Origin of the sequence: Pseudomonas sp. ICMP 3272, from assembly GCF_001466905.1 — a bacterium.
In the GTDB taxonomy this organism is placed as follows: Bacteria; Pseudomonadota; Gammaproteobacteria; order Pseudomonadales; family Pseudomonadaceae; genus Aquipseudomonas; species Aquipseudomonas amygdali.
Genome location: NZ_LKEK01000097.1, coordinates 1 through 17,221 on the forward strand (window position 1 = coordinate 1; position 17,221 = coordinate 17,221).

Below are 17,221 nucleotides of genomic sequence, written 5' to 3' on the forward strand. Positions count from 1 at the left end.
TGGTACCTTGCGCTACGGCTTCTCACCCGCCCTCAAACAAGCACTGCACCAGGAGGCCGACGCGCTGTTGAACGGCCTCGGCGACGTCACCAACCTCGCCACACGCATTGGCGAACTCAATGGTGCCCTCAATCACCAAGGCTTTGCTGACAAGCCGTGGATGAAGGCGCTGAAGCAACCTGTTCAAGGCACCTTCAAAGCCCTCGGCGAACTGGCCAGCGGCGCAGGTAAAACGACGCTTGAGAGTATCCTGCTGGCATGGGTACCCATCGACAGCCGCATGGCTCTGGGCAAACAGCAGAACATCGTCGCATTGCTTCGCACCCTGTTGATCGGGCAGATTTTGCTTGATTCGAAGGCGCGTATTGCAGTCGATCAACAGGTATTCACCAAGCTCAAACAGTGGATACGCGAGTGGCAGGTCCTCAACAAACAGATCAGCGATACCCGTCGCCGGTGGCTATATCCGAATGCCTACAACACACGCCAAAGTACCGCTCGCAACCTGCACGCCCATAAACAGAAACTGCGCGTCCACGAACTGAGCATTCCCGCTCTGCTCGACTTCCAGAACAACGAATACGCCAAATTACTGCAGGACGAGATTCGCCAGTACTTCCAGTCCGGCAAAACCCTGGCCAAGGACTGGCTCGCCCAAGCCAAACGCTGGACCGACCGACTCGGCGGCACTGCGGGCTCGATCACTTGGGGTGTGATCATGCTCAATTTCATCAATACCGCACTCACTTACCGGGACGTTACTCGTGATGGAGACTTCAGTGCCAAGGATATTGGCAAGGTCACGTATGGACTGGGTTACAGCTTCAATCTGTTGATGGCGGTGTTTGTTGAAGCGCCGTGGAGCGTAATAAGGGATGCGACACCGGTACTGATCGATGGCAAGAATGTAGGGGTTCTGGACAGGTCCAGTGCGTATTGGAAAGCCAAGGGAAATGTAACCTGGGGTGATGCAATACGAGGGTTCAGAGTTTCGATGGTGGCGATGGGTGGGTTTGGGATCGCGGCGGTTACATTGGAAATAATCGACAACCACGATGACTGGCGTAAGTCAAAAAACCCAACAGAAAAAAATGCAACCGTAATGAAGGGGCTCGCTACTGCGGCGATGGGGCTGGGCTCATTGGCTCAATTACTCGCAGGCATATCGCCTGCAAGCAGGCTGACTTTCTTAGTCATGAGTCCATGGTTCAGCTTGGCACTACTCACAGCAGGTGCAATCTACCTTTTCGCAACAATAGCATTAAATTACTTCAAACAAGATAGCGTCGGCTGGTGGTTACGCAAGAGCTGTTGGTCATGGACTTCCGAGCACCGCCATGCAGAGACAGTCGAAGATAGAAACAATGAAATGCGTAACTTTCTGGAAATACAGCTGAGCCCGCAAATCTATGTAAAAAGCACCGTACATTACGAAAATCGATATCTTGGCAAAGGTGATTATATAAGTGTTGCAGTACAGAATGGGGTCAGCGTACAGATTCGCTTGCCAAGCAATTTGCGCGAGCAGTCTGTGCATTTCAACGTCATTAGCAGCAAACGACCGTGGGGCGTGCTGCCGGTAGAAAAAATCGGTCGTCCAGTACATGAAGACTTTCTGGAAAGGGGACAATTCAGGAAGGTCGAGCAGTTTGGGACGCTTACCAACAAGCCTGCTGGCAAAGCGAGTGAAGATTTTACCTACCCTTTGATGCCACCTGAAAACGAGGACGTCGTCTGGGAAACCTGGATGGCGCTCGATCAGGATGCCAGCTATCTAGAACTGCAAATATGGTATCCACAGCATTTGATAACTTCCAGCCAGGACGATACGGGCTATTTGTTTCAGCTGGAGCTCGGCACTAAGGGCAGTACATCTTTCGATGGCCTGACTGCAACCGAACTTGAGGTGAAATCAAATAGCCGAGCCGCTCGTCTGACGCTTGAAATTGCGGATTAAGGACATGAATACACAACAAAAATCTTCGCATTCAGCCTCCGTCGTTGACAAAGCCCGGTGCAGCTTGGAAAAAGCGGTATCACCCTCAGCATTATTGACAGGCAACGACATCATGAACTGGTCAGTCAAAACCATCGCGTCCTCTCCAAAAGAGATTATGTATGCACAATTTTTTTTGGGTTTGGGGCACGTATTGATGCTTTTTTTTAACTCTTGGGTATGGTGGGAGTTATTTACTCAGGAGCCGCACTGGGCGGTTGTGTTCACGCTAGTCATCGCTGCGATTTATGCTTACTTTATTGGTTTAATAGTTCGTCAAAAAACCATTTACAACTACACAATAAAAACCAACTCTGCCCACCTGGAATACTACCTCCACTACCCCGACTTCGCCTCATCCCTTTTCAAAGGCATCGCCATAGCCGTTATCCTGCTATTTCTGTTCGTAGCCATATTCACCGGTTCAATACTCTTTCTAATCGGCCCTGTGGCCATCGCCTGTATCGCAGCCCTCAAGCTACTCAGCTGGGAAAACCCCATTCACCATGAACAAAGCCTGCCCTGGGATGAGTACAACTTTGTGACCGTCGACCGTAAACGGCTGATGATCGTCACACACCGCACGGATGTCACACTGGGCTTTGAGGCCCGATTCCAGCATGAGGTGCTGTTCAACAAATACCTCGCGTTTCTCCACACCGTGCTCCCCCCAACAACTGAGTTCACGGAAAAAGCCTGGAAATGGTAGCCCCGTTGCCGACCTCAATAAGCACTCCATTAAGGCCGAACCACGAGATCTCTGGTATTCACCATATCTGGCTGCTCGGTTGCATAAACCAGTGGTTGCTTAATCGCACCCGATATTACTACAGCGTAGCGCTACAAAATGGCGCAGGAGTACAAGTGCGCTTGCCAAGTCTATTACCCGGGCAGTCCGTGCACTTCAACATAGTCAGCAGCAAGCGACCATGGGGAGTGCTACCTGTAGAAAAAATGGACGACCCTCTGCATGAAGCTTTTCTGGACCGCGGGCAATTCAGGAAGGCCGAACAGTTCGGGACGCTTACCAACAAGCAAGCTGGCAAAGCGAGTGAAGACTTCACCTACCCCCGCATGCCACCTGAAAACGAAGACCTCATCTGGGAAACCTGGGTACCGCTCGACAAGGACGCAACGTACCTTGAGCTGCAGCTCTGGTACCCGGCCAATCTTTTAAATCCTGGCGGAGACGATAGAAGCTATCTGTTTCAGATGGAGCTTGGTATACGAGGCGATACCGCTGTTGACGGCCTGGCTTCTGTAGAACTAGAGGTAAAAGCATCAAACAGAATTGGCGCCCTGACCCTGGAAGTCGCAGAGGGTACACCCGTATGACTCAGCAAGAAAAAGCCCTGGCTCTGCCGAAAGGTAAGGACATCCTGAACTGGAAAATCAAAACACTTGCGAGGTCACCTAAAGAGATCATGATCACGCAGCTTGGGTTTGCCGCCTTCCATGTGATGGCAAGCTCACTTTTTATTTGGTTAGGCTGGGTAATTTTTTCAGACAGCCCATCCTCTCTCGTGTGCGTAATACTTGCACTTGGAGGCCATCTTGCCTATTTCGTAGGCCTGCTCATCCGCCAAAAAACCATCTACAACTACAGCCTGAAAACCGATGGCGCCACAGTCGAGTACTACCTCCACTATCCCGACTTCGCCTCCGCACTTTTCAAAGGCATCGCTATTTTCGTCATCCTGGCTTTCGTCCTGGTCGCCCTAATCACCGGATCATTGCTGTTTCTGGTCGGTCCGGTGGCAATGGCTTTTGTCGCAGCCATCAAACTGCTGAACTGGGAAAACCCCGTCCACCATCGACAAACCGCCCCGTGGCATTTGCACGAATTTGTCACGGTTGATCACAAACGTCTGATGGTCATTATCCATTGCGAGGATATAACCAGCGGATTCGCCGCGCGTTTTCCCAGCAAGGTGCTTATGGACAAGTATCTCGCGTTCCTGCGCAAGGCACTTCCAGCGAACGCTCAATACATCGAAAAAGCCACTGACTGGCATCAGGGTTGATGCAACTCAGGCTTGAGTCATTTGCGCCTCAAGCCTGAGAAAGCAATCAATGCGCAATCGGCACAGTAAAGCGGAACTCGCTGCCCTCGCCGACCTGGCTTTGCGCTCCCAGTTCTCCGCCGTGGGCCTTGATGATGCCTTGGGAGATGTACAAGCCCAGCCCGGTGCCGGTCGGATTGCCTTCCTTGACGGTCCAGTAGCGTTCGAAGATGTGCGGCAGTTGCTCGGGTGGGATGCCCTCGCCGGAATCACGCACGGTGAACACGATTTCAGTACCGTTGGACATCGCCGCAACGCCGATCTTGCCCAGTTTCGGGGTGAACTTGATGGCATTGCCGATCAGGTTGGACAGCACCTGGAACAGGCGCTCCGGGTCGGCCTGGACCTTGAGGTCTGGCTCGGCATTGAAGGAAATCTCGATGGATTTGTCCATCGCCAGCGGGGCCAGCAAGGTGTAGGCCTCTTCGAAAATCTGGCTGACTTCCAGTGGCTGCGGCGTGATGGTGTAGCGGCCTGCTTCGATTTTCGACGTGTCGAGCAGGTCTTCGAGCAACACATTCATGCGGCTGGCTGCTTGCTGCATGGTGTCGATTGCCGTGGAAATACGCCGCGAGGTGTGCGGACCATCGGAGCTGAACGACTTCTGCATCATTCCGCAGAGCATGGAAATGACCGTCATCGGGTTGCGCAAGTCATGGGACACAACCGCTACCAGCTCGTCGCGGGCGCGAACGGCCTGCTGCTCCCTGCGCACCTGGCGGGCGAGGTCATTTTCCAGAGCGGAGCGGCGCAGGTCGTTAGCCGCGAACACGTCGCCATGGCTCCACTTTGGCGCAATCCCGGTCATTTCGACCTTCCAGATTTCAAACGATGTGCGCGGCCGAAGGCGCATACCGCCTTCCGAGCTTTCCATGTTCAGCGGTTTGTTCGGATCACCGCTCCACTGGACGCTTTCCTTGACCTCGGAACGAAACCAGATAACGCCGTTATCCACAGGCTTGGGCAGGCTCATGGCCAATATGCCACTGGCGACTGGCTGGTAAGCCTCGGCGGGCGCGTACACGCTGGAGAGATGATGACTGGCATACACCGGCTCGCCGCCTGCAATCATCCATGTGTGCAGTGCACGTATATCCGAAACCTCCGGGCAGATACCGTAACAATGCGTCTGCCGGTCTTCGATGATCGCGACACCGGTCGCACCGACCAGATCCATCAACAATTGCGGCTGCTGTGCCAGACCGTCAAAGACGTTTTCTTCGGAATCGGCCATGGCTTGATGCAGTTGCTCAAGTGTTCTGACTTTCGCCTCGCGCTGACGGCTTATTTCCAGCGCTTCCATCGCGCTGATCTGCAGCGACAACACCTGACCGATCGCCTGGCAGGCACTGCGCAGTTCGTGGGACACGTACAACGGGGTACGGTGCCCGCAACTGATCAGCCCCCACAACTTGCCGCCCTGAATCAGCGAAACGCTCATGGACGAAAGCACGCCCATGTTTTTCATGTACTGGCAGTGGATCGGCGAAACACTGCGCAGCGTCGAAAAACTCAGGTCGAGTTGCTGCTGAGTGTCGGGGCGCAATTGAGGCACCAATGGCACCGGGGTGTAATCGGCATCAGGAATAATGCGCAGCCAGTTGCGGCGGTACAGTTCGCGCGCCTGCTCGGGAATGTCCGAGGCCGGAAAGAAAAGACCGTTGAACAGTTCCATGCTGGGTGCAGACGCTTCAGCGATCACCTGACCATGGCCTTCTTCTTCGAAACGATAGATCAGTACCCGGTCGTAACCGGTCATACGCTGGATCTCGCGAACACTGACTTCATACAGCGTTTGCAGATCACTCGCAGCGTGCAACTGACGCAACATACGCCCCAAGTTGCCCGTGCGCTCGGTATAACTGACCGCTTGCGCTTCCTTGTCCTGAATCTCGAGTTCCAGAACCAGTATCCCCTGATTGCGGTGCATCAAGGCTTCGAACTCGATGCCATTGACCGTCATCAGCAAGCGTTGCGCATCAACGAACGAATCATGAGCGCTGGCGCTTCTGATCACCTCGGCCCAACCGGCACCCAGAACATGCTCAAGGCCTTTACCGAGAACCTGCTCGGGTGCATGGCCCAGCACGCTCTGCACGTTTGCACTGACTTGCAGGATCGTCAGGTTTGGCTCTTCCAGAGTGAACAACAGCCCGTGAGGCTGAATGGCTCCGGGAAACTGAATAGGCTCATCCGCACAATTGGCCAGGAGGACTTCAAAAGCGTCCTTGTCGAGTTGGCTCATAGCAGTACCTCTTGACCATCGAGCCATTGCTCGAAGCATGCAAATGTGGAATGCGCCGCAAACGCTGCGGCGTCAGTAAAAACAACTTCTCGCGGCACTGCATCGAGATGGTTCAGAAACGCCTTCCAGCGAGGCCCGGTGTTGCTACCGTAAACATCGAGAAAGGCCGCTCCACTCTGCTCATCCAGACCCAGTCGCCTGTTTATTTCGCGCCGTAACACCTGCCCGCCCAACGTTGCACCTTCAAGGACGTACATGACTCCCAGGCATGAACCGGGCGAATCCACCGCCGGCAACTGCTCGCAGCGAGGCAGTTGCCTGATGTCGTCATCAGACAGACCCAGAGCTCGCAGATCCTCGACCAGCACAGCGGTCTTGACCCGATCTTGCGGGGTAAGCTCCGCGGGCATCAATGCGCTGTCGTGCAATATAGCTTCAAGCGGTGCATAAAAACCGTAGTAGGCCTGAAGCAGGCGGAGGTAAAGAGCATGATCCAGCGCAGATGAAAAAAACGGCATGCGTTTTTCAAGCTTGACGTGCAACTGCCTCGTTTCAGCACGCAGTGCATCAAGCAATTTCGGCGGGGTAACACATGAAAAACTTGCCGGCATCCAGGAAGGCTCTTGAGTGTGCAATAGACAGAAAACGCATCCGAGCGAAAACAGGCCGCCAAAATACAGATTCGAAGCAAAAACCGACAGTTTTTTCCGGTATTAGCGATGAAATACCACAACCCACCAGAAAAACAGCCAGCGTCTCGGGCGGCTGTTTGCACCGCCCGAAGAAACTGCTCTTGACTGGTGACGATAGTCGAAAACCGCGCCATGCACGTGTTTCATACGTGCATGGTTCTCATTGGCAAGCACTTTAACATCATCAACCACCGATGCCATCATTACGCAAGCATACGACCTTCACCATAGACTTGCGCAATATCCTGCGCCTGGCGCGGTTCGGGTGATCAGCGCACGTTCTGATACAGCATCATTCGCGAGGTTTCATGCAGGCCGCGAGTGAGGTCACGCAGCCGCTCGAACTCTTGCGGGTTCTGCTTGGCGACGTTATCCAGCGGCGTGGGGGAAGACAGATCGTGAAGCGTTGGCGAGCTGCCATCGTGCTCCATCTGCAGCAGGTAGTTGCGGGTGACACCGCCGATCAGCGGGAACGTGCCTTCACGCAGTACCAATGGCACCACACGTTCGCCTTCGGGAGCGGGCTGCTGAATGTCACGGCCCATCGTGCCGCTGGTGAAAGGCATACCGGCCATTCCCGCCACTGTCGGCAGTAGATCCGCAAGGCCGACCGCGTCATCGACTACCCGGGTGCCCAGCAGGCCAGGTGCATGAATCAACAGCGGAACGTTATTGCTCTCCAGGCCCAGTTGCTCGAACGCCGGAGCCATGTGCGGGATCTGGCTGATGCGTGTGTTGTGATCGCCAAACAGCACAAAAATGGTGTTTTCGTAATAACCGCCCGACTTGGCCAGTTCCATCAACCGGCCGATATTGAAGTCCAGCAGACGCACCGCGTTGTACTGCTCCACACTGCGCGAACCGGCGGCCTGGACCTGCTCCAGTGTCTTGTCGCTGACCTGAAAACCGTCGTTGTCTTTGGGGATTGTGAAGGGCCGATGATTGCCAGCGGTCTGCACGTAGGCAAAGAACGGCTTGTCAGCTGGCAACGCGCGCAGGATCCGGTCGCTCTCCTTGAACAGATCCAGGTCGGAAATCCCCCACACATCCACCTGCGGCGACTTCCAATCGCGCTCGTCGTACAGGCGGACGTCATCGATACTGCGGCGAATCAATGCATTCATGTTGGCCCAACCGGAATTGCCACCAATCATGTACAGCTTCTCGTAGCCCTTGAAGTCATTGATGATGGTGTTTTGACGGGTCAGCAGAGGATGACGCGTGGCCGTTTCCTGGCGGGTGACATCGGGCACCCCGGTGATGCTCGCCCAGACCGTTTTCGCAGTGCCGGTCACCGGCACATAGAAGTGCTTAAAGAACCAGCTTTGGCTCGCCAGATGATCCAGATTCGGCGTCGGGTTCAGCGGGTTGCCGTAGGCACCGACGGCACTGGTGCCCAGTGACTCAAGCATGACGAACATGACATTCGGCGGCCGCTCGCTGCGCACCCGGTAAGGCTGCACAGGCTGGTGACGTTTGAAATTCAAGGCCTGTGCATCTGGCTGCTGGACACCCAGATAGCGTGCGACCGACTCATAGTGCTCACGCACCTGAGCTTCATCGAAGTGCGACTGGGAGACCTTGAGCGTGTCGTACAGAAACAGCGCCGGGTTGAGCCCCAGTGCCGCGACCTGGCTGTTGCCGGAGAAGAAGGCATCGCTCCAGCGCAACGGTACGGGATTTTCCAGATTGAGATTCTCGACCCGGCCCAGCAAGCCGAGAAAGGTCGCACAGACCACCAGTGCCGCCCCCCAGACCACGGACCAGCGATTGAGCGGACGGGCCTCGCGGTCCAGGGTGACACGTTCAAGCCTGAGCAGCGCCCAGCCGAGCGCTGCAACGGTCAGCAACCAGCCGGCAGTGATCCACAGCACCGGATAGGTCTGCCAGAGCATGTCCCGGGAAATCTGCGCATCCTCCAGATAGCGCATCACGCTGGCGTTGAGCCTGACCCCGAGATAGGCGTAATGACCAAAGTCGACGATATGAATCATCGTCAGAACAGCCAGCGCAACAATCAGATAGCCTCGCGCCAGCCAGCGCAAGACCGGCTGGCTGACCATGTTCCAGCGCGGCAACCAGAGCAGCACTGCGACCGGCAGCAGTATCAGCAGCGCCAGACGCAGGTCGAAACGCACGCCGATACCCAGCGTCTGCGCAACCTCGCCATGGGTAAACAGGGCGCCCGGCTCGACGCCAGAAAATCCGAAGAAAAACACCCCCCTCAGTAACGCCGACAGCAGGAATACCAACATGACCGCGCCCAGCCAATAGTGCAGGCGTCGCGATTGCAACCAACTCATCGTCATTCCTCTAGACATTGCCAGCAGACAGAGTGGCCGAACGGCGCGACTCCGTTGCCCGGCGATAAACAAAACGGATGCCCAGGCTCAGCAAAGCCCCGCAGCAGTACAGGGCGAGAAGCGGGTCAATCAGGTAATCCCAATAATTTTCCGACGGTTTGATACGAAATGTGAATGCCAGCGTCGCAGCAGCCAGCATCACTACAGCCAGCGCATTACGCATCAAGACCAGCCCCAACGCGATAACGGCGACAATAATGATCATCGGTCGCGGATTGTAACCCCAGCGGTAGGGGTCGAAGTAAGTCAGACCCAGCGTGGCCGGATACAACGTCAGCGCCAGCACAGCGAACACCAGCAGCATCACCCATCGCCGGGAAACTGCCATCGGTCTGAGCACACCCAATCGCTGCAAGGTCAGCCAGCCCAGCACCACCAGACTGCTGATTGCCAGATCGTCGGTCAGGCTGCGAGCGTACGACGCCATCGACAAACCGTCGAATGAAATAACGCTCAACAGCGAGGTGGCTGCCAGCAGGCCACAGCGCCACCATAACGATGCGGTCAGCGGAGCCAACAGTACAAACAGGGTCCAGGCAAACGCCAGATGAGCCAATCCCAAAGCGATCATAAAAGTTGCTCCGCCAGCCAGGCCTCGTTGAAGCTGACATGTTTGATGAAGGTGTTATTCCAGGAGTAGACCAGGTGATAAAGGCCGTCCGGGCTGCGGATGAAGTACGGGTATTCGTATTCAAAATCACACCCCTGCGCGGAACATACACGCTGGTCCAGATTGCTCAGAAACTCGGCTTCCATCGGCTGGCGACGTGCGCCGCTGGAAGCGCGAAAGCCTTCGCCGATTGCAGCTTTATAGGCTTCCAGGGCGAATGGTGTACCCAGCGGATCGGGTGACTTGTCCAGATCCGGCAGCGGCCGCCAGACCTTCATCTGCTCGTCGGTGCTGTACAGGCTGAGCTTGAAGCGACCTTCGCGCAGATCATTCAACGCTACCAGCAAGCCCTTGCCGGGTACGCCGACGGCGGCCAACGACGAGTTGGGATTATTGGGGGTCAGCGGTTGCGGCTCGCTCCAGGTCTGACCTCCGTCTTCGGTGCGGCTGGCCAGTACCCGGTGAAACGTCTCGCCGGCATAACGCAGCAAGGCTACGGCGCGTTGGCCGTCCAACGGTACGACAGTGGGCTGCAGGGAATTTTTACCGCGGCTGATGCGAAACTTGTCGATGACTTCGCCATCTGCGCTCAGGTACAGGTATTCGGCAAACTTACCGAGAAACTCGTGATAGACCGGCAGGCCGATCGAGCCGTCGGCATGAAACACCGGCGCGCCACGTACCAGCGTGCTGATGTTCAAAAACGGCGATGTCACCAACTGCCACGGCGGCGACCAACTGGCACCCATATCGCTGGACACCATTGCATTGACGGTACTGCCCGCCCAGCCGCCGACCGAGACTGACACGTAGAACAGCCACAGGCGCTTGTCCGGAGCCAGCGCGATCACCGGGTTACCCAGTTTGCGGATGTACTTGCCGGTACCTGACTGAGTGGACGCGCGGGTCGCCAGCACCTGCTCGCCGCCCCACTCACCATTGGACGCATCGAACCGCGAGGTACGTATTTCAACGTCTCCCGCCCCTTCGCGAGAACCGGCGAACCATACCGACATGAGGTCGCCGCCAGGCAATGCCGTCACGGCTGACGAATGCACGAAATCGTCCAGATCAGAAGATGCGAAACGCGAAATGTAGGATGCCGTGGGCGCAACACTTTCAGCGTCGACCGGCGCTGCGCTCACGGCAAAGACAGATATCCGGTGCGGTGGATGGCTTAGCCATGCACTGAGAAAAATCACTACAACAATCAGGCCTGCGCTCCATGCAGTCAGGTTTCGGGAAATAACACGCATCAGGAGGCATCACTGTGATGAAGGGCAAGGAGGTGGTTTCAGCGATGGCGATCTTCAGGTAACGGACGTCGCTTGCCTGTCAGCATCGACAAGGGCAGGTTGTCACGCACTTGAAAGCTTTCGAAGATGGCCGCGGCCATGTGCAGCACTACCAGGGCACACAATGTATTGGCGAGAATTTCATGAGCCTGCAAAGGCCAGTCGGCACCCCACAAAGCATCGACTTCCTCCATCAGGAAACCGGTCAGGCCCATGCCGAAGATCAGCGCCATCATGAGTACCATGACCAGCGCACCCAGCGGAGAATGACCGAGCCTGTGTACCGGCTGCCGGTTGATCAGCGACCGGACATGCGCACGCAGGCGCGCCGGGCTCGGCCAGAAATCGCTCCAGCGCGCGCTGGTTGGTCCGATGAATCCCCACACCACTCGCACCGCCACCCAGGCAACCGCGTAATAGCCCAGCCAGACGTGCCAGTCGTCACCCGCCTCATTGAAGAAGTAATTGGCAACGAAAACACCCGCGATCGAGATATGAAACAGTCTGACCAGCGGGTCCCACAGGCGCAGGGAAACCGGGTTCATTACTTGATCTCGGTCTTGACCGCTTTACCGGTGACCGGATCGTGATAGATCTCGACCTTGCGCTTGTCCTTGTCGAAGCCGTAAATCTCGTAGCAGTTGCCGTCAGTCACTTTGAACTTGCTGATCTCGTAACCCTGAGCCTTGAGCTGCTCCTGGAATTTGGCCTGATCCTGCCATTGGGACTTTTCAGCGGTGGTGCATTGCGGACCGGCAAGGGCCAGCGGGCTGGCCAGCAACAGGGAAACCAGCAGGACTTTACGCATGACAGATACTCACAGGCAGTTAAGGAGCCCCTACTGTGCGAAACCAGTCTTAGGAAAAGCTTAATACGCAACAGCTCGTAACATCTTCCCGGACACACGGCACTTCGCGACGCTGCCTGCTGACGGCATGATGGCGCCCTTCCCACCCTATTCATTGGTCACAACCCTATGCGTCTGCTTCTTGTCGAGGATGATCGTGCGATTGGCCAAGGCATCCGTGTGGCCCTGAATACCGAGGGCTACACGCTGGACTGGCTGGAAGACGGGCTGAGCGCGCTGCACGCCCTGCGCAGCGAACCCTTCGACCTGTTGCTGCTCGACCTCGGCCTGCCGCGCATGGACGGTTTCGACCTGCTGCGTCAGTTGCGCGCCGAAGAACTCGCCCTGCCGGTGCTGATCCTGACCGCGCGCGACGGCACCGCCGACCGCATTGCCGGTCTGGACGCCGGTGCCGACGACTACCTGATCAAACCGTTCGACGTCGACGAACTCAAAGCCCGGGTCCGGGCCTTGCTCAGACGCAGCCAGGGACGTGCGCAGCCGTTGCTGGAACACGCCGGCATCAGCCTTGACCCGACGTCGCAGCAGGTCAGCTTTCAGGGCAGCGAAGTGCCGATGACGCCAATGGAATATCAACTGCTGCACCAATTGATGATCCGCCCCGGCAAGGTGGTCACTCGCGAGCGCTTGTCCAATACCCTGTATGGCTGGCAGGACAAGGTCGAAAGCAACACCCTGGAAGTGCTGATTCACAACCTGCGCAAGAAACTGTCCACCGAACTGATCCGCACCGTGCGCGGCGTCGGCTACCTGCTGGAGCTCAAGGCATGACCTCGGTACGCGCGCGCATTCTGGTCCCGGTGCTGGTGCTGTTGCTGCTCGGCGACCTGGCGATCAGCCTGCTCGCGCTGCGCGACAGCCATCACGAAATAGAAGAAGTCTACGATGCGCAACTGGCCCAGAGCGCGCGCCTGTTGCAAGGTGTGCTGCGCCAGCGCGCCGCGGGTGAACAGGACCTGGACAAGCTGTACCAGGCGTTCGATCAGGCCATGAGCCGGGTCGGCACCAGTGGCGTTGCCCATCCGTACGAAACCCGGCTGACGTTTCAGGTCTGGCGCACGTCGGGCGAGCTTTTGGTGCGTTCGGCCGAAGCGCCGCTGCTCAGTGCGCCTCCCGCTGAAGAAGGCTCGCATGATCTGGTCGAGAACGGGCATGAGTGGTGCGGCTTTCTCCTGGCCGACCCGCAGCAGGGTTTCCTGATCTGGGTCGGTGAGCGCGATGATGTACGCCAGGACCTGATTCAGCGCATTGTCAGCCATACCTTGTGGCCGACGCTGATCGGCGTGCCGCTGCTGGTGGTCGCGATCTGGCTGGCGATCGGCTGGGGCCTGCGCCCGTTGCAGTCGATGGCCAGGGTCATCCGCGAACGCGATGCCGAAAGCCTTGAGCCGCTTGATCTGACACCGCTGCCCAAAGAGCTGGAACCCATGCAACACGCGCTCAACCGTCTGCTGACCCAGATCGAAAGCGTGCTGGAGCGCGAGCGGCGGTTTATCGCCGACGCCGCCCACGAACTGCGTACACCGCTGACCATTCTGCGTATCCACGCACAGAACGCACGCCAGGCCGAAACCCCGGAACAGCGTCTTGAGGCACTGGATTTTCTCGTGCACGGCGTCGACCGCGCCGCCCGTCTCGCCAGCCAGTTGCTGACGATGGCCCGGCTTGAGCCGCGCCTTGAAGTCAGCCAGTTACAAACCTTTGAACTGAACACTCTGGTGCGCGAGGAAATGGCCGAGCTGACCCCGCTGGCACTGGAGAAGCGTGTCGATCTGGTGTTCGAGGCGGGCGATGACTGCGTGATCCACAGCGACCCATCGGCCATCACCATCGCACTACAGAACCTGCTGACCAACGCGCTCAACTTCGCCCCGCCGGCCAGCGAGATTCGCGTGATGCTCAACCGCCAGGAAGACGGCAGCGCGTACTTGTCAGTCGAAGACGCAGGGCCGGGTATCGACGAGAAACAGAAAGCACGCCTTTTTGAACGCTTCTACAGTCAGGGCCACAGCAATGGCGCTGGGCTGGGGCTGGCGATCGTCGACATGATCGTGCGCAAACTGGAAAGCAGCCTGCACCTGCGCAATTCAGCGCAGGGCGGGCTGTGTGCGGAGCTGCGAATCAAGAGCAGAATGGCTTGAAAGCGTGTCGGTTCAGAGCACCACGCGTAAGCACTGGCCAGCGTGATACAGCGTGAAACCGGCGTCGTACGCCAGTGTGCGCAGGCCATTGGCCGAGACCTTTTTGCTGCTGGAAAAGCTCACCGGCAGCGCAGTTGCGTCGTTGCTCAGCAGGTAATCAGCAAAGCATTTGCCCACCAGCGTTCCGGTGGTCACGCCGCGGCCATTGAAACCGGTCGCGGCCAGCAAGCCGGGCGCAGGCTCGAACAGACGCAGCAAATGGTCGGGCGTGAAACCGATGCGGCCAGTCCAGGTGCTCTGCCACTCAACCCGCCCCAACTGGGGAAAGTAGTGCTGCTGGATGCGATCAGCCCACTGACGAATGAACCACAGCGGATAATTGCCAGCGTTGCCAAGGCTGCCCAGCACCAGTCGCCCGTGGGCATCGCGACGAATACTGCTGAGCACCGTACGCGTGTCCCAGGAACCCTGCCCGCCACGCAGAATACCCGCCTGCTCGCTGCCGCTGAGCGGCTGTGAAGCGACCTGATAGTAGTAGCCTGCGAAGATATGATCCTTAACGTCGGTCCACTCACCTTCGGTGTAGGCGTTGGAAGCAATGATGACCTTCTCGGCGCGCACACTGCCCGCGGCGGTGGAGACTTTCCAGCCATCCGCAGTGCGTTGCAGCCCGTTGACGGGAGACTCGCCAAACAACTGACCGCCCAGCGCCACAACATTGAGCGCCATGCCTGACACATACGCCATCGGGTTCACGGTACCAGCACGGTGATCGAGCAACGCCCCGCTGACCTTGTCGGTGCCACAGGCGTCTTCACAGGGTTTTCCGGTCAGCAGTTCGACCCTGGCACCGCGCCGCTGCCACTGCTCGGCACGGCTGCGCAGATCCGCCAGCCCCTTTGCATTGTGGGCCATGTGCAGGTTGCCGGTGCGGGTGTCCTGACACTCGATGCGGTACTTGTCGATAGTCGAAAACACCAGCGCCGGAGCCGCGCCCAATGCGCTATTGAGGCGGCTGGCCTCGACACTGCCCAATACCTTGTCCAGTTCATCGGGTGCCACCCAAGTGCCTGCATTCACCAGACCGACGTTGCGCCCAGAGCCGCCATGACCAACCTGATGAGCTTCGACCAAGCACACCGATTTACCGCCTTCCAGCAACCGCAACGCCGCCGACAAACCGGTGAAACCTGCGCCGATGATGCACACGTCGGCGCTTCGTTCCCCAATCAAGGCCGGACTGACCGGACGTTGCGGAGTCAATTGTTCCCACAGACAGCCTTCAGCAAACTGCACCATCGAAAAACTCCAGCAATGCCCTTCAAGTAATAGCCTGGTACAGATCAGTCGAAAACGATGCCCTGGGCCAATGGCAACTCGCGGGAATAGTTGACGGTATTGGTCTGCCGGCGCATGTAAGCGCGCCACGAATCGGAGCCGGATTCACGACCACCACCGGTTTCCTTTTCACCGCCGAATGCACCGCCAATTTCTGCACCGCTTGTGCCAATGTTGACGTTGGCGATGCCGCAGTCGCTGCCCGCCGCGCTCTGGAAAGCCTCGGCTTCGCGCAGGTCAGTGGTGAAAATGCACGACGACAGCCCCTGAGGCACTTCGTTGTTGAGGCGCAAGGCTTCTTCGAAGTCGTCATAGGCCAGCACATAGAGAATCGGCGCGAAGGTTTCGTGACGCACCACTTCGCTCTGCCCAGGCATTTCGGCGATGGCCGGTGTAACGTAATAGCCGTTCGGGTATCGGTCCTGCAACTGACGCTCGCCACCGAACACCTGACCGCCCTCGTCGCGCGCCTTGGTCAGCGCATTCTGCATGGCGGAAAATGCTTGCTGGTCAATCAGCGGACCGATCAGATTGCCTTCACGAGGATCACCGACACGCACCTTGGCGTAGGCCGCTTTGACCCGGGAAACCACTTCGTCCTTGATCGAGCGATGCACAATCAGACGACGCAGCGTGGTGCAGCGCTGACCGGCAGTGCCCACGGCGCTGAACAGAATGCCGCGCACGGCCAGGTCCAAATCAGCGCTGGGGGCCAGAATCATCGCGTTGTTGCCGCCCAGCTCCAGAATGCTGCGCCCGAAACGGGCAGCAACACGCGGACCGACTTCGCGGCCCATGCGGGTGCTGCCGGTGGCGCTGATCAGTGGTACGCGCGGGTCATCGACCAACGCTTCACCAGCGTCACGATCACCGATCACCAACTGGGCAAGCGCTGCGGGTGCATCGCCGAAAATCTTCAGCGCCTTGTCGAACAGCGCCTGGCAGGCCAAGGCGGTCAGCGGAGTCTTTTCCGAAGGCTTCCAGATCACCGGGTTGCCGCAGACCAGCGCCAGCGTGGTGTTCCAGGCCCAGACTGCAACCGGGAAGTTGAAAGCGCTGATCACCCCGACCACGCCCAGCGGGTGCCAGGTTTCGCGCATGTGGTGGCCGGGACGTTCGGAAGCGATGGTCAGGCCATACAGCTGGCGCGACAGGCCGACGGCGAAGTCGCAGATGTCGATCATTTCCTGGACTTCACCCAGGCCTTCCTGAGTGATCTTGCCTGCTTCGACCGACACCAGTTCGCCCAGGTCAGCCTTGTGCTCGCGCAGCACTTCACCAAAGATCCGCACCAGCTCGCCACGGCGCGGGGCCGGTACTGTGCGCCACTTCAGAAACGCGCTGTGGGCGCTGTCGATGCGCGCCACGACCTGCGCCTTGCCTTCAAGTGTGACCGAGGCAATCTGGCTGCCATCAATCGGGGTGTAAACCGGATAGTCCCCTTGTGTGTGGGCACTGTTCGCCACGCCCAGACGTGCTAATAACTCGGCAACCATGTTGATTCTCCTGTCATGGAAACGGTGGAAATCACTGATGAACCCAGTATTGATCCACTCGGGGCTGGCCCACAAACGACGTTTTTGAAAAACATGATTCCTTTTAGGAATGAA

At 57.7% G+C, this 17,221-nt stretch carries 13 protein-coding genes and 2 pseudogenes; 6 read left to right on the forward strand and 9 right to left on the reverse strand.

Annotated features, from left to right (window positions below; translation table 11 throughout):
* The 4 genes and pseudogenes from AO068_RS23350 to AO068_RS23365 form a co-directional block, all read left to right on the forward strand.
* Positions 1-1,957, forward strand: a pseudogene (locus AO068_RS23350) (hypothetical protein); the annotation flags it as partial.
* A gap of 4 nt (positions 1,958-1,961) precedes the next feature.
* Positions 1,962-2,705 (forward strand): permease, encoded by a 744-nt coding sequence (locus AO068_RS23355; RefSeq protein WP_080394990.1) that lies wholly within the window; start codon positions 1,962-1,964, stop codon positions 2,703-2,705.
* 116 nt (positions 2,706-2,821) lie between these two features.
* Positions 2,822-3,331 (forward strand): annotated as a pseudogene (locus tag AO068_RS23360) (hypothetical protein); the annotation flags it as partial.
* Entirely contained in the window at positions 3,328-4,020 is a 693-nt protein-coding gene (locus AO068_RS23365; protein WP_058409591.1) for a hypothetical protein, read from the forward strand. The pseudogene AO068_RS23360 and the gene AO068_RS23365, both read left to right, overlap by 4 nt.
* 46 nt (positions 4,021-4,066) lie before the next feature.
* On the opposite strand, the gene AO068_RS23370 is transcribed toward AO068_RS23365, so the two are convergent.
* The 7 genes from AO068_RS23370 to AO068_RS23400 form a co-directional block, all read right to left on the reverse strand.
* Positions 4,067-6,304, reverse strand: a complete 2,238-nt coding sequence (locus AO068_RS23370; RefSeq protein WP_058409592.1) for an ATP-binding protein — start codon at positions 6,302-6,304, stop codon at positions 4,067-4,069.
* On the reverse strand, positions 6,301-6,915 hold the full coding sequence (locus AO068_RS23375) for a biliverdin-producing heme oxygenase (protein WP_058409593.1): 615 nt from the start codon (positions 6,913-6,915) through the stop codon (positions 6,301-6,303). Before AO068_RS23375 ends, AO068_RS23370 begins: the two co-directional genes overlap by 4 nt.
* Before the next feature lie 350 nt (positions 6,916-7,265).
* A complete protein-coding gene (locus tag AO068_RS23380; RefSeq protein ID WP_058409594.1) occupies positions 7,266-9,299 on the reverse strand; it encodes an LTA synthase family protein in 2,034 nt (677 codons plus the stop codon).
* Between the two features lie 10 nt (positions 9,300-9,309).
* Positions 9,310-9,930 (reverse strand): hypothetical protein, encoded by a 621-nt coding sequence (locus AO068_RS23385; protein ID WP_002554358.1) that lies wholly within the window; start codon positions 9,928-9,930, stop codon positions 9,310-9,312.
* Complete coding sequence (locus AO068_RS23390; RefSeq protein ID WP_058409595.1) at positions 9,927-11,225, reverse strand: sialidase family protein; 1,299 nt, start codon at positions 11,223-11,225, stop codon at positions 9,927-9,929. Before AO068_RS23390 ends, AO068_RS23385 begins: the two co-directional genes overlap by 4 nt.
* Before the next feature lie 38 nt (positions 11,226-11,263).
* Positions 11,264-11,809, reverse strand: a complete 546-nt coding sequence (locus AO068_RS23395; protein WP_058409596.1) for a cytochrome b/b6 domain-containing protein — start codon at positions 11,807-11,809, stop codon at positions 11,264-11,266.
* Positions 11,809-12,072, reverse strand: coding sequence for a PepSY domain-containing protein (locus AO068_RS23400; protein ID WP_002554361.1), 264 nt, complete (start codon positions 12,070-12,072; stop codon positions 11,809-11,811). The genes AO068_RS23395 and AO068_RS23400 overlap by 1 nt, the downstream gene beginning before the upstream one ends.
* Before the next feature lie 168 nt (positions 12,073-12,240).
* Between AO068_RS23400 and AO068_RS23405 the strand changes: the two genes are divergently transcribed.
* The gene (locus AO068_RS23405; RefSeq protein ID WP_058409597.1) at positions 12,241-12,903 is read left to right on the forward strand and encodes a response regulator; all 663 of its coding nucleotides are present in this window, start codon (positions 12,241-12,243) and stop codon (positions 12,901-12,903) included.
* The gene (locus tag AO068_RS23410) at positions 12,900-14,273 is read left to right on the forward strand and encodes a sensor histidine kinase (RefSeq protein WP_058409598.1); all 1,374 of its coding nucleotides are present in this window, start codon (positions 12,900-12,902) and stop codon (positions 14,271-14,273) included. Before AO068_RS23405 ends, AO068_RS23410 begins: the two co-directional genes overlap by 4 nt.
* A gap of 12 nt (positions 14,274-14,285) precedes the next feature.
* Here AO068_RS23410 and amaA read toward each other — a convergent pair whose 3' ends face one another.
* Positions 14,286-15,572: an L-pipecolate oxidase gene (gene amaA, locus AO068_RS23415; protein WP_058409599.1), complete on the reverse strand. Its 1,287-nt coding sequence runs from the start codon at positions 15,570-15,572 to the stop codon at positions 14,286-14,288.
* Positions 15,573-15,616: 44 nt separating this feature from the next.
* Entirely contained in the window at positions 15,617-17,107 is a 1,491-nt protein-coding gene (amaB, locus tag AO068_RS23420) for an L-piperidine-6-carboxylate dehydrogenase (protein WP_058409600.1), read from the reverse strand.
* Between the last annotated feature and the right edge of the window lie 114 nt (positions 17,108-17,221).

Coding starts and splice junctions, on each gene's coding strand:
- AO068_RS23355 (WP_080394990.1), top strand. CDS start 1,962: ATGAATACACAACAAAAATCTTCGCATTCAGCCTCCGTCGTTGACAAA.
- AO068_RS23365 (WP_058409591.1), top strand. CDS start 3,328: ATGACTCAGCAAGAAAAAGCCCTGGCTCTGCCGAAAGGTAAGGACATC.
- AO068_RS23370 (WP_058409592.1), bottom strand. CDS start 6,304: ATGAGCCAACTCGACAAGGACGCTTTTGAAGTCCTCCTGGCCAATTGT.
- AO068_RS23375 (WP_058409593.1), bottom strand. CDS start 6,915: ATGCCGGCAAGTTTTTCATGTGTTACCCCGCCGAAATTGCTTGATGCA.
- AO068_RS23380 (WP_058409594.1), bottom strand. CDS start 9,299: ATGAGTTGGTTGCAATCGCGACGCCTGCACTATTGGCTGGGCGCGGTC.
- AO068_RS23385 (WP_002554358.1), bottom strand. CDS start 9,930: ATGATCGCTTTGGGATTGGCTCATCTGGCGTTTGCCTGGACCCTGTTT.
- AO068_RS23390 (WP_058409595.1), bottom strand. CDS start 11,225: ATGCGTGTTATTTCCCGAAACCTGACTGCATGGAGCGCAGGCCTGATT.
- AO068_RS23395 (WP_058409596.1), bottom strand. CDS start 11,809: ATGAACCCGGTTTCCCTGCGCCTGTGGGACCCGCTGGTCAGACTGTTT.
- AO068_RS23400 (WP_002554361.1), bottom strand. CDS start 12,072: ATGCGTAAAGTCCTGCTGGTTTCCCTGTTGCTGGCCAGCCCGCTGGCC.
- AO068_RS23405 (WP_058409597.1), top strand. CDS start 12,241: ATGCGTCTGCTTCTTGTCGAGGATGATCGTGCGATTGGCCAAGGCATC.
- AO068_RS23410 (WP_058409598.1), top strand. CDS start 12,900: ATGACCTCGGTACGCGCGCGCATTCTGGTCCCGGTGCTGGTGCTGTTG.
- amaA (WP_058409599.1), bottom strand. CDS start 15,572: ATGGTGCAGTTTGCTGAAGGCTGTCTGTGGGAACAATTGACTCCGCAA.
- amaB (WP_058409600.1), bottom strand. CDS start 17,107: ATGGTTGCCGAGTTATTAGCACGTCTGGGCGTGGCGAACAGTGCCCAC.